Genomic DNA, 12,055 nt, shown 5'->3' with positions numbered 1-12,055 from the left:
CGGCTAACCTTTGTATTCGATAGATTCATAGATTAAATGACGCCTGTTAGATCCGACTCCTGATTCTCTCCCCCACCATCTTGAACAACATTGGTCGCACTTTGACAAACTGACCCTATCCATCAAAAACAGACACTTTAAAGATCCTAGCCTGAGCCATATCAGCTTAAATTTTATCCGACCTTTTTAATCATAAAGGCTACGTTCATGAAGAAAGATTCATTCCTGGTCACAATCATTTTGATTGCCCTAGCCTTGATAGGGTTTGAAGCAGCCGCTCAGGAGGGCAATCACAACGCCATCAAAAATGGTAAGGGCACCATTTGTAGCAATGAATATGTCTTATGCACATCCGCCCCTTGCGTTCCAGATCCTGAGAAACCGGATTCAAATGCAATTTGTAACTGTGATGTTAACGAGGGATTGAACTTCGGATTATCAGAATGCAAAGCCCGGGTGCCTGTGACTGACTCAAATGGAGTAAAAAAGGCCTTATCGACATTTTCTTTCGCACAGGCGCCTACTAAGCCTGTACTTTCCTGCCCACAGGGTAAACCGTGGACAGATTGCCTGGATCAACCCTGCATTGTCGATCCAATGAATCCGCTCAAAGCCATATGCACATGCAAGATTGTACGTGATAAGCCCTTTGTAACTTTTGGGGGAGACTGTGTTTCTCTGACTTGTGATACAGGCTACTGGTCAGGCACAACGGTAGGGTCTTATGTTGGGGCAAGCAGAGATCTTATGAAGGCGTTCCATTTAGATGAAATACCGGCCAATTATTGTGCAGGGATGAAACCTGAGGTTTTACAGTAATACTTGTATTATTTCGAACTTCTCCACCGCTTCGGCTATTCCTGAAAAACGATAGCCGATTCGTCCTTCTGTCCGTAAATCCTTACCTGGCAAAGTGCTGACTGATCCGTTTGGATAAGATTGATGGCGCCAATGACTCTCATACCCCTCAGGCAGCATCAGGACCGCTTTGGATTAGATTGGGGCACCAACCTCTAGGCAAGCCAGCGTTAGGGTATGAGAGCGCTCCGCCAGTCACAGGTAGTAGATTGCTAGCTCCATTGGTGCTGCGTCAAACTCGGTGAGAATTGCTTTTGTGGGAGGCTTGGAGAGTAAAAGCCCCCCAAATCAATCCAAATCAACCTGAACTATTCTAAGTTTCCATAAGCAACGCCGTTGAAAACCCTAGCCTAGATAAGCACGCTACATCCCACCTACCCCCAGGATTTATTGCATCACTACCTTGATTTTATCTTTAAGGGATCAATATCTAATAGCTAAAGAATTTCACATTTATTTTCTAATCATTTTTTAACGAAGTTTTCATTTATTTTAAAAATCTGACTAAAAAATAAAGTTCTTAAGGTGCCCAACAAACTTGACAGTACCACCCCTTAATAGTGGATCATTCACCCTATAGAAAAGTGATTAGCCAGGAAATATAGCAATGAAAGCCATTATTATCGGAGCAACAGGACTGATCGGGAATCACCTGGTTGAGCAATTAGCAAAAGAAGCTTTCATTGATGAAATAGTAACCCTGACCCGCCGAAACACCCCCTCCCCCCACCCCAAGGTACGCAATGAAGTAGTGGATTTTGATCGCCTTGAGGAATATGCAGAATTATTTCGGGGCGACTTGCTCTTTTCCTGCCTAGGTACTACCAAGAAACAGGCTGGTAGCCTGGAGCAACAACATAAAGTGGATGTGGATTACCAGCTCCACGCGGCACAACTGGCAGCGGATAACGGGGTATCACATTATCTGTTGGTATCCTCCAGTGGCGCTAATGCCAAGAGCAGCAATGCCTATTTGCGAATGAAAGGAGAATTGGAGCAGAAAGTTTTGCTACTGCCCTTTGCCCAAATCAGCATCTTCCGCCCTTCCCTACTCATGGGAGATCGTAGTGACTCCCGCCCAGCTGAGAAAATTGGCGCCATGCTACTTCCCTGGATCTGCCTGCTACCCGGATTACGTCGCTACCGTCCAATAAAAGGCGCTCAAGTGGCGGCAAAGATGGTGAGCGAGAGCCAAAGGCAGGGTAAGGGCCTGGAAACCTTCACTTTGGATGAATTGTTTTCCAACTAGATCCCCTGTTGGACTGGCGCTTGGGGCCTTGGCGGCACAGACTATCTCTAGAGGTTTCCCTTTCTGGTGAACGCCATGCTGTTGTTTGTGTCCTATTCGTTTGAGCTGCTCTTGGCAGTCTTGGCCCAGATCGCCTTGCCGACGCTTCCAGCTGTAGCTCACAGTCGGCGAGGATGCCAGTATGTAAAGCCCTCGCCATTGGGCCCTGCGCAATCAAACACCGCCAGGCATTGAGCCTCGCTGTTATGCCCCAGGAGTTTACCGGTCTGTGCCAACTGCTCGAGCAAATCGAAACCAGCTGCAAACATGCTGAGCGGGTCTCTCTGGAACTTGTGATAGATACCATCGGGCTCAGGTCTTATGCGCCCTTCCTGCTGGTGGTGGGTCTGATTTTGTTCTCCCCTTTGAGTGGCGTGCCCGGTATTTCTACCGCCATGGCAGCGCTGCTACTACTAGTAGCCATTCAACTCCTATTGGGACGGAGACATGTATGGCTGCCCAAGTGGCTACTCAAGCGCTCTATATCTAAAAAGAAACTTATAAGAGCGTTGCATTGGTTGCGACGGCCGGCAGAATTTGCTGACCGCTGGATGCAGCCGCGCCTGGACTTTCTGGTGAGGCGCGGTGGCACCTATGCCATCGCCACCACCTGTTCGCTGATCGCTTTGACGATGCCGCTGATGGAACTGGTGCCCTTTTCCGCTACTACCGCAGGTTTTGCCCTTACCATTTTTGGACTGGCCCTGGTGGCCCACGACGGCCTACTGGCACTGATTGCCTTTACCATAACCGCTCTACTCACCCTACTACTCGCCCACACCCTGCTATAGGGTTGAAGGGATAAAGGGCTGAAGGACTGAAGTGCCAAGCCCCTGAATAAACGGATTATTCGCTCAACCATCGATCGGCACCCAGCACCTTGGGGTAGTAGGCGAGAGCGGCCAAGGCAAAAAAATCGTAAACGGCGTGCCAGACTATCACCCCCAACAGGCTCCCACTAACCTGGTAGGCATAGCCGAGGATCAGACCAAAGACAAAAATCAACAGTACATAGATCAGCGAAGCCCAATGTAGAAGTGCAAAAATGAGGGAGGCAACGAATAATCCCAAGAGCGGTGAACTCAGCTGTGATAACCAGGTTTGCAGAAAGCCACGAAATAACAGCTCCTCACACACGCCCGCAGCAATAGACAGTATCACTAATTGAACTAGAGGCATTTTGCTGAAAATTGGCGCCAGCCGGCCACAGTGCCAACGCAGGGCGCGGCCCACCCGATTATGGGAACGAGTCAACACCACTACTGCTACAAAGCTGAGTAATGCCCCCAGAATCCCCCAGGCCACTGAACTCAAAATGGCACTCTCGAATGCGGGAAGCGCTACCTCGGAAAACCCAAAACCGATTGCTGCCAACAGCAGGCACCCCCCCTGCACCCACATCATGGTAGAGAAAATATCGATCCGATGTCCTTTCCCCTGTGACATAGCGCATGCCCCCCATCCGTTGGCATTGTTTTCTCTGCTCGATTAGGAGTCCGGCATACTCCCACACCAAACACCGCACGAGTCAATTTACCGAATCAATCATCCCCGATCACATTCTTAAGGGTCACTTGCCCGCTGGGCGCCACCATAAGCTCGGCAATCCCACCATCGCGTAATTCCCGCTCCAGCTGCAAAGCCTTTGCCTTGGGCGCAAAGTAAGCCTCAATGCCGTACTTAACACGATAAAAATGCTTTGCACGCCAAGCGTTACGACCCACAACCCGCCCTTTTAGAAATACTCCTTCGGAAGGTTTCTCCAGGCTCGCTCCAGAAAACGCATAGAGCCCTGAAGGATCTTTTTTCAGGGACACATATACCACCTCTCCCTCTCGCACTCGCCGGTCTCCGGCCAGGGCCGACTTGGCAACGCGGGAAAAATCGTAATTCAGCCGCGCATAGTTACCGCGAAATAGAGAGCGGGGATCTACCGGAATCGCTTTGACCCGCACCAGCTCTCCCGTCCAAAGCGGCATCTGCGCTTTTACATACATCCCCACAAGAATGAAAAATTGCGTAGCAATCGCCACCCCTAAGGCGTAGGTCAATCCCTTCTTCATGGCATTTCCTCCCCGCCCTGGTGGTGCTTCCAGTACTTGGCGGCCCCCAACAGCAGGCCCGCAAATAGAATAAAGATTAACGCCGCCCCCAGGTAATCGCCGATCAAGTCGATATAGCGCAGCAGTGCGGTGATCAATATCGACATCACACCAAGAAAGAAATAATGGGAAATACCATCGTGAATACCCCGGTAGATCAACCAAATACCACAGCTGATAAGGACGAAATTAGTCGCCACCTGCAGATACACTGCCAAATCCGGGTTACCTCTGGTACTGACGCCAATCAGTGCACCGACAAAAAATACCAAGAGGAGGCCGCTCGATAACAGGCGCCTGGTCGGCAGTGCTAATACCAGCGTAGCGGCAGCCATCGCGGCTACCACCAACCACATACTCAGCCGGTGCTCCCACTGGGCCTCAATCAGCTCCTCCCAGGGAAATGCAAAGCTGAATACCAGCAGGCTGACCAGAGCAAAACGCAGGCACCACACGGAAATCACCGTTGCGTAATCCTTGGCCACCGATGCCCCCCTCAAGGCCAGCCAGTGGCTGAAAACATACAGCAGGATAAACAGGGCAACCGCTACCGCCAGATTCTCGGGATAGAGCTTCAACCCAACCCACGGCTGCTGGCTCCGCCAAAATTCCGACAGAGTGTATTCAACCCAGAAGCCGATACTCACCAAGAGCAACAGCATAAGAACCGTACTCGCACGCCCGCGCAGAAGCACATAGAGAGATGCCGCAATAAAGAGCGGGAAGAGCGCCGGGTAGTAGCCCATGCTGACCTGCAAAAAGAACCACAGCAGCGCTAAAACCTGTGTCTGGATTGCCAGCCAGGGGCTGCGAGCAATCAGGGCAAACGGCAGGCAACCCAATGCCCACCAGAAGACGCCATCGGGCATATATTCGCCCAAATGGTATATCTGCGCGATCAGGATAATTGAGGCACCAAAGAAGAAGTTCCCCAGCAGGAAAAGCCCCTCGCCCCGGCGGGGATCGCCAGTGAAATAGATCCGCAGGGCAACGCATTGGGTGGCTACAGTAAGCGTTACCAGCCCTCCCATACGCAAAGCGCGTGGAATTTCCTCCCAGTTGGCCCCAATCAGGGTAATCAGCGCCAATGCGATAAACAGGTAACCGAGCCCCACCAACACGTTGTAACCCATTGAGCGCTGCCGGGCCCGATGGTAGTCCACCTCATAGCGGGCGCAGATTAACTCAGCCTGCGCCTCGCTGATCACCCCATCATCCACCCAGTCCCCGGCTTCCCGCGCCAGGTCATACTTCAACAACCTTATCAATCGCATACCACTTTCCTGCGGCTTTGTATCCATTACCGGTGAGCAGCACTACGCGCACCCCAAGTCCTTGGAGTATCTCTAAAGTCGCTTCCATCCACAATCTAGCCTGCCCCAGATAAGCGCATAGTCACAGGCTATCTGACACATTTAAATTGTTAATTTTTATTAAAAACACAAGAACAATAGTATTCAAGTCACAGAAGTTACAGACACAACGCGGAATACTTTTAATCCAACTAAGGAGCAATTCATGTCCCGCTATATCGAATCCGAACTCAAGCCCTTCAAAGCCAAGGCCTATCAGAACGGCGAATTTCACGACGTCAGCGACACCGATGTAAAAGGTAAGTGGGCCGTATTCTTCTTCTACCCCGCCGACTTCACCTTTGTATGCCCCACAGAGCTCGGTGACCTGGCGGACAACTACGAAGAGTTCAAAAAGTTGGGTGTAGAAATCTACTCCGTCTCCACCGATACCCACTTCACCCACAAAGCCTGGCACGACTCCTCTGACACCATCGGTAAAATCCAATACCCGATGATCGGCGACCCCACCGGCACCATTACACGTAACTTCGGCGTGATGATTGAGGAAGAAGGCATCGCCGACCGCGGTACCTTTGTGATCGACCCGGAAGGCCGCATACAGATCGTTGAGATCACCGCTGGTGGTATCGGCCGCGATGCCAGCGAATTACTGCGCAAGATCAAAGCCGCCCAGTACGTCGCTGCACACCCCGGTGAAGTCTGCCCGGCCAAGTGGAAAGAGGGTGAAGAGACCCTGGCGCCGTCACTCGACCTAGTAGGCAAAATTTAAGTTTTCCCAAGCCCTCACAGGATTGGAACCGGCATTGCCCACCTTTTGGTGGGCATTGTCATTTATAAACTTTCAATCAACCGGTCAATACAAACACAATTTGAAAAAATTAATAGAGACGCAGTCATCTATTGTGACGATCGAGCACAAGATAAGAGTCAAACTCCTCAACTAACCTTTGAAGACTTTTTCACCCTTTCGATATATCCCATCAGTAAACAAAAGAGTATCCCAGCCACAAGGAACACTGGGACTACACAAATAGCTGTTTGAATCCCATAATTCCCATCCAGCCAGCCCACCGAAGCATGCGCAAATATCAAAAATACACCTCCTGCGCCAAGAGAAAATGAAACAGTAAATGGTGGATTCTTGGAACAACGGGTTAACCACTCCATCGTATAGGGGAATAGGTAAGATAGTGTTAATCCGCATACCGGAAACCATATAGGGTTCACCCAATAACCCAGAAGAAAAACCACTGCAGTCGATAGAAAAGAGATAATCAGCCAAAAGAAGGTATTGCCCTTCAGAAGAATAAAGGTAAAAAGTATCCTGCCAATGCACAATAGGCCAAAAAAGATTGATAGCAGGATATCAGCTTCAACCGCCCATGGGCCGCCTCTTGCCTCAAGAAACAGCACCAGTCGACTTGCAAGAATATGCTCCGATCCGTTGTAGGCAGAAACAATCAGCCCACCACCTATTGCAATCCACCACTCTTTTGGTTCTTTATCACGCTTACCCTTTTCTCGATAAGCACTGGGATCAATACCTCCCTCACCCGCTTGACGCCTTGCCCTGCTATTGCGTAATCCAAAGAAAATAAATATTAAAATAGCGGTTGCAAGCCCACCAAACAGGTAGAACCCACCCTCCCAACCAAAGTGATATTTATAAAAGAGTACAGGCAATAATGGAGATAGTATTGATGCAACTCCGTAGGTGCTATGTAATCCACAATACCCTTGGCGAGTCAGGTCTTGAGGTACAAAAAGAGGAATTGCTACATTAATTAGCACCATACAACCCCCTGCACCGACCCCAAAAACAAAACTGCCCAAAATCAATACAGGAAAGGAGTGAAAATAACCAGAGATACCTGATAGGATTGAACCGATCCCCATAAAGGCGATAAACAGTCCCAAGCCAGATATGACTCTCACCCTCTTTACCCACAAAGATCCGGAGAGCGTCATCAATAAAGCTGAAAAGGTGGATAAAAAGAAAAAGGTGGAGCCCTTAGTAGGGGATACAGAAAAGAAATCTAGTATTTTTGGATAAATTGGTGCTTTATAAACTTCTATAAACCCCAGAAGAAACAGCGCTCCGTAGCAAGACAGCAACCCAAACCAATAGATATTTCGTTTCACGCAGCTTTTCTTTTAATGTGCTGGTCGCACGCTACGATCATCTTGATTGCCTGCACGGAGTCTGCTAAAGGAAGCTCTGGACACTCGATCAATCCCCTCTCCAAGCATCGCTGCACCGCCCGAGCCTCGTAGTATAGCCCCTCGGAGTTGGGATAATTAAACTCCCCCCTAATTCGTGGCAGTGGAAATTCATACAACCTGGTATTGTTATCGGCTCTTCGAGAGCCCTCCACCCTGGTTACGGAAATCCTTGTTGGGCAGTGAGCCGGTGAGTGTACTTTCACCCTACCCTCAGTGCCATAGACCTCCAACTCCTCCGCTCCCTCAACCAGATGACTCCAGGAAACAACAGCTGTAGGCCCGGAATCATAATGCGCATAGATTAATCCCGCACCATCCTCCTGAGATCCATAGTCATCAAGTACGCCAGAAAACTCTAGGTCTGATGCATTCCTTCCAAGCAACATAAGCGCGGCATGAATGGGGTAAACACCAGCATCCATGCCCGCCCCTACCCGCCATTTAGGCGATTGAAGCCCTTCATCCTTACGCAAGTCGAAACTTAAATCTGCCCGAAGCTGGCAAACCTTACCGATCTCGCCGCTACTTACGATGCTTCTACAATATTTAATAGCAGGGAAGAATCTCATCCACATTCCTTCCATACAGAACAGCTGCTTTTTATGAGCAAGTGCTTTAATCTTTAAGGCATCTTCTACTGTGAGCGCTAAAGGCTTCTCAACAAGCACCGGCTTTCCTGCCCTTAAAACCAGTTCAGCATGCTGCCGATGCAGCTCCGGGATGGTTGCAATATATACAATATCAACGTCTGGATCAGAAACAAGCTCTAGATAATTCCCATACGCCCGACTGACCCCGTGGTTACTCGCAAAATCTTTCGCCCTATCCAAATTTCTTGAAGCCACAGCGTGAATTTCAGCAGACTCCAGATAATTGATAATAATCGCAAAGTCATTTGCAATTCTTCCACAACCAATAATTCCCCAGCGAAGCGATTTTTGACTGTATTTTCCCTTGCTTCTAGCATTTGACGCTTTCGCACCAGCAGACCGATAATCTTCATCTTCATCTTCATCTTCAATAGCATCTGGGTCCAAAACCAGCTCAGGATGGATAGCGAGTCTCTTTTGCAAGCTACTCCAGGATTTCTCCAGATCTTTGTTTTTTATTTCATCTACCCAAGTGCAACGCCCTAGAGGCGCAGGTAGTGGAGCCCGTAATCTACCCGACCGATGAATAGAAATTTGTTTTAGAGCGGTTTTGTATACATCCAAGTTAAGCCCTTTTACGCTAGCTGCAAGTCCCAGCTTGACATAAATATCAAAGAGAAACTCCACCTCCACTTTGGTAATCAACTCCATTTGTTCAGCCACTAGGGATGTGAACAGGCAATCAATACCCACCGCCTCACCATGCATCAGCCGAAATGATTCATCACGCTCCAGCCACCTTGAAAGTGTGTGCCCAAAATCCATTGGCCGGGATAAATTTTCCTCGTTTAGGTCCCCCGCGATGCTATCCAGCATGGCATCAATACAAATCATAATAAGATTGTAAGAAACCTCTCCTGGCAAGCCTTTAGAGTCGAGAAACCTGCTATCCAACAAACCCTCCCCCTTCTTAGATAGCAAATTGAGAGTCTCTTTATTAAATACCACGCCCACTTTAATCATTTCGCCTATCGCACTCTTCAATACCCGTTGCGAGTTAGTGCGTAAAAAGGTTGGATCAATAATGGTATGCCGAGGACAGTGGAAAGCACCTAAACCATTCTTAATAATATGGTTCACACTCACCTTGATACCGATAGAGGAATCAATCATGCCCATCAGTGTAGTGGGAATACGTATCCATGGGGTATTACGTCGCCAGACAGCACTAACGAATCCTATAGTATCTGTTACTGCCCCACCTCCCATGGCTACGATTGGCTCTCTATAGCGGAGAGGGTTTGCTTTCCAGATCTCATCAATCACCTTGAGGAAACTGTCAATATTCTTTGACTGTTCACCGCCTTTCATCACTATTGGAATAAGGCTAACTCCAACGGACTTTTCCCACTCAATGATATCTTTTGCATAAAGATCCCAGACCCTGTCATCAACGCAACAGATAATTCTTTTCTTTGGCGGCCTTAGGATATCAATAAGAAAGTTATTACCAGGGGCAAATAGTTTTTGGTGGTACCAGATTCTCTGAGTCGTTGGCTCTTGACATACTATATCTACAACCTGAGCAACAGGATGGTAATCTTTGTTACTCTTAACCTGAGCCTGAATACTAGGCTCAATCGCCGCGGCTAGCTGAAGAACTCCACAGGCGTGTGGCAGCCTGGGGAGGCTTAAATACTTCTCGTCATCGTGATATAAAATTGACTCAATAAATAACCTCTTCAGAGCACGGTAATCCTGCTCGAATAAGTAGCAATACCACATTGCACCTTTTTCTTTCTTGGTAAGTGCCAAAGCGCGCTCTAACACATCTGGCTTGGCCTGCCTAACCAAAACAGGCTTACTTGTGAGACCTCTCCTCATCACTATACTGTTTTCTACCCCCTCACAGCGAGTGGCAAAAAAGGAAAAGGAGACTCCTAAGTTAGTTTCTATCTTAAAGGATAGTTTCTTAAAGTCCTCAATATCACCAAAACGCTTTTTTATGGTTTTCTCAGGGTTAACCACCACGTCAGTAATATTATGGGAAGCCAATTTCCACTTTGCGACACAGAGTTCAAGCTCATGACAGCACTGATTCAGCAGCATTCCTTCAGAATTTTGCCTAAACACACTTTCTAGAGAATCTTCAGGATGGGGGTTGTGATGTATAAAACCAACGCTTCTGGAGTGCAACGCCCACTCATGGTCGATTTTCTCAGCTTCTTTTACATAACTTGCAATATGTTTTTGATAACCTACGACAACCTTCACATTTTTTTCTTCGGCAATCCTTTCCATGGCTTGTAATTTTTCCAGAGAATCTGCTCCTGGCTTTTCCAAGTAAATATTCCTAAAGCCTCTGGCAACTACCGACTTAAACACATCCGTGGCAGATGGAGTTCTAACCGAGATGATGACCAAATGCTTGGAGAACATATCTGGCCTGGGCAACTGAGCTACAGAGGTATAAATTTTGAAGCCGCCGAACTGCTCCTCAAGTCTTGCCATCTCTCTTTTATATGCCAGTCCTTTCTCGCTCGAAGCAACAGCCTCAGAAAGCCAATATTCCTCAATAACCGCGTCCACGACTACATTTGGCATACTCATTAGCTGAGACAAATGCAGCCAACCAATTGACTCCCCAGGCAGGCCAACACCGATTACTGTGACATGCAAAACGTTTTCATTCATACCGGCAACTTTCAACCTCACACCAACGCGAAGCTAAGCTGAAACCCCAAGCACCAATTCACTCTCATACCCCATTGCTAATGTCCTCGTATCTAGTCCTCAACTCTTTTTCAGCTCTTCATCATTCAGCCCAGAGGCCGACCTCTTAGCTGGTAACTTCCTGATTAAGGAATGCTGAGCAGCACTCAATACCGCTGCTTCTAGCGGTGCTGAATACCTATCAACACCCTGCAGTAGTATCCCCCATCCACGGCAATCAAGTTGAAGCCAAAGATAGCTATTAACTATCAAAAGCATTTAAATTAATAATTTTTATTAACTTATCTTGATCGATAGTATTAACCCCGTACCCAAACAACGACCGGCAAGACAGCCATGAATAAGGAGCTATCCATGTCACGTTACATCGAATCCCAACTGAAACCCTTTAACGCCAAGGCTTACCAAAACGGCGACTTTTTCGATATCAGCGACGCTGACGTAAAGGGCAAGTGGGCGGTGTTCTTCTTCTATCCCGCCGACTTCACCTTTGTGTGCCCCACCGAGCTGGGCGACCTGGCGGACAACTACGAAGAGTTCAAGAAACTGGGCGTGGAGATTTACTCCGTATCCACGGACACCCACTTCACCCACAAAGCCTGGCACGACTCTTCAGACACCATCGGCAAGATCCAGTACCCGATGATCGGCGATCCCACAGGCACCATCACCCGCAACTTCGGCGTGATGATCGAGGAAGAAGGCATTGCCGACCGCGGCACCTTTGTGATCGACCCGGAAGGTCGCATCCAGATCGTTGAGATCACCGCCGGTGGCATCGGCCGCGATGCCAGCGAGCTACTGCGCAAGATCAAAGCCGCTCAGTACGTCGCCGCACACCCCGGTGAAGTCTGCCCGGCGAAGTGGAAGGAAGGGGAAGAAACCCTAGCGCCCTCCCTCGATCTCGTCGGCAAAATTTAAACCCGAGCACTCTGACCCGGCTCA

10 protein-coding genes are annotated in these 12,055 nt (G+C 48.6%); 5 read left to right on the top strand and 5 right to left on the bottom strand.

Going from position 1 to position 12,055, the window contains the following annotated elements; genetic code table 11:
- Nucleotides 1-207: 207 nt before the first annotated feature.
- The 3 genes from FIU95_RS07700 (at nt 208) to FIU95_RS07690 (ending at nt 2,937) form a co-directional block, all read left to right on the top strand.
- Nucleotides 208-819: a hypothetical protein gene (locus FIU95_RS07700; RefSeq protein ID WP_152453008.1), complete on the top strand. Its 612-nt coding sequence runs from the start codon at nt 208-210 to the stop codon at nt 817-819.
- Nucleotides 820-1,465: 646 nt separating this feature from the next.
- On the top strand, nt 1,466-2,107 hold the full coding sequence (locus FIU95_RS07695) for an NAD-dependent epimerase/dehydratase family protein (protein ID WP_253868928.1): 642 nt from the start codon (nt 1,466-1,468) through the stop codon (nt 2,105-2,107).
- A gap of 173 nt (nt 2,108-2,280) precedes the next feature.
- Nucleotides 2,281-2,937, top strand: a complete 657-nt coding sequence (locus tag FIU95_RS07690) for an exopolysaccharide biosynthesis protein (RefSeq protein ID WP_253868925.1) — start codon at nt 2,281-2,283, stop codon at nt 2,935-2,937.
- A gap of 55 nt (nt 2,938-2,992) precedes the next feature.
- On the opposite strand, the gene FIU95_RS07685 is transcribed toward FIU95_RS07690, so the two are convergent.
- From FIU95_RS07685 to FIU95_RS07675, 3 genes are all read right to left on the bottom strand, one after another.
- The gene (locus tag FIU95_RS07685) at nt 2,993-3,592 is read right to left on the bottom strand and encodes a CPBP family intramembrane glutamic endopeptidase (protein WP_152453004.1); all 600 of its coding nucleotides are present in this window, start codon (nt 3,590-3,592) and stop codon (nt 2,993-2,995) included.
- A 95-nt stretch (nt 3,593-3,687) separates the two neighbouring features.
- Nucleotides 3,688-4,209 carry a GDYXXLXY domain-containing protein gene (locus tag FIU95_RS07680; RefSeq protein WP_152453001.1) on the bottom strand — a complete coding sequence of 174 codons (522 nt, stop codon included), beginning with the start codon at nt 4,207-4,209 and terminating at the stop codon, nt 3,688-3,690.
- Nucleotides 4,206-5,522: a DUF2157 domain-containing protein gene (locus tag FIU95_RS07675; RefSeq protein ID WP_152452999.1), complete on the bottom strand. Its 1,317-nt coding sequence runs from the start codon at nt 5,520-5,522 to the stop codon at nt 4,206-4,208. Before FIU95_RS07675 ends, FIU95_RS07680 begins: the two co-directional genes overlap by 4 nt.
- A gap of 244 nt (nt 5,523-5,766) precedes the next feature.
- Between FIU95_RS07675 and ahpC (FIU95_RS07670) the strand changes: the two genes are divergently transcribed.
- Complete coding sequence (ahpC, locus tag FIU95_RS07670) at nt 5,767-6,333, top strand: alkyl hydroperoxide reductase subunit C (RefSeq protein WP_152452997.1); 567 nt, start codon at nt 5,767-5,769, stop codon at nt 6,331-6,333.
- 167 nt (nt 6,334-6,500) lie between these two features.
- Here ahpC (FIU95_RS07670) and FIU95_RS07665 read toward each other — a convergent pair whose 3' ends face one another.
- Nucleotides 6,501-7,706 (bottom strand): sugar MFS transporter, encoded by a 1,206-nt coding sequence (locus FIU95_RS07665; protein ID WP_152452995.1) that lies wholly within the window; start codon nt 7,704-7,706, stop codon nt 6,501-6,503.
- Nucleotides 7,703-11,086: a Gfo/Idh/MocA family oxidoreductase gene (locus FIU95_RS07660; RefSeq protein WP_152452993.1), complete on the bottom strand. Its 3,384-nt coding sequence runs from the start codon at nt 11,084-11,086 to the stop codon at nt 7,703-7,705. The genes FIU95_RS07665 and FIU95_RS07660 overlap by 4 nt, the downstream gene beginning before the upstream one ends.
- Nucleotides 11,087-11,464: 378 nt before the next feature.
- On the opposite strand from FIU95_RS07660, the gene ahpC (FIU95_RS07655) reads away from it, so the two are divergent.
- A complete protein-coding gene (gene ahpC / locus FIU95_RS07655) occupies nt 11,465-12,031 on the top strand; it encodes an alkyl hydroperoxide reductase subunit C (protein WP_152452991.1) in 567 nt (188 codons plus the stop codon).
- The last annotated feature ends 24 nt before the right edge of the window (nt 12,032-12,055 follow it).

The organism is Microbulbifer sp. THAF38 (assembly GCF_009363535.1).
Taxonomy (GTDB): Bacteria; Pseudomonadota; Gammaproteobacteria; order Pseudomonadales; family Cellvibrionaceae; genus Microbulbifer.
Note: the sequence above shows the minus strand (reverse complement) of the source record. Positions and strands in the feature narration are given on the sequence as shown.